The 685-nt window shown below is 49.1% G+C and carries 1 protein-coding gene; it reads left to right on the top strand.

The features are described 5' to 3' along the window. Positions 1 to 94: 94 nt before the first annotated feature. Positions 95 to 685, top strand: a 591-nt coding sequence (locus ACOCD2_RS24230; protein ID WP_419626309.1) for a restriction endonuclease subunit S, incomplete at its 3' end; no start/stop codon positions are given.

Raw genomic sequence — 685 nt, 5'->3', positions numbered from 1 at the left:
GTGCGGGCCCAAAAAGAGCTGGAACTGATGGACGACCTCACAACCCTGCTGCTCAAGCAGGCCGAAGGCCAGGAAATTTCAGGGCTGGAAGTGTATGCGCAGTAAAAGCGACAAGAAAAAGTCATTGGTGCCCAGGCTGCGCTTTCCTGAGTTTCGGGAGGCGGGGGCGTGGGAGGTGAAGCGGTTGGGGGATGTTTGTGAGGTTCTTGATAACCTTCGCAAGCCCGTTGCACGCACTAAACGAAATCCTGGTCCTTATCCATATTATGGAGCAAGTGGTGCGATTGATTATATCGACCAATATATCTTCGACGAACGACTTCTTTTGATTGGTGAAGATGGTGCTAAGTGGTTACCTTATGAAAAAACAGCTTTTATCGTCGAAGGACAATATTGGGTAAATAATCATGCGCATGTATTGCGACCAACATTGGCAATTGACACATTGCTCGAGAATTATTTAACGGCTCTTGATATTTCTCAGCATATTACGGGCGCAGCTCCTCCTAAACTCACACTTGACAATTTACGATTGATTTGGGTTCCGCTTCCACCTAAGCGGGACGAACAACAAAAAATCGCCCACTGCCTCTCCTCCCTTGATGAGGTGATCGGGCTGGAGTCGCACAAGCTCGACGCCCTCAAGAACCTCAAGAAAGGCCTGATGCAGCAGCTTTTCCCGCAG

The sequence above is a fragment of the Thiolapillus sp. genome, from assembly GCF_048562965.1.
Classification (GTDB): Bacteria; Pseudomonadota; Gammaproteobacteria; order Chromatiales; family Chromatiaceae; genus Thiolapillus; species Thiolapillus brandeum_A.
The sequence above is the reverse complement of the archived record's forward strand: the minus strand, read 5'-3'. Positions and strand labels throughout refer to the sequence as shown.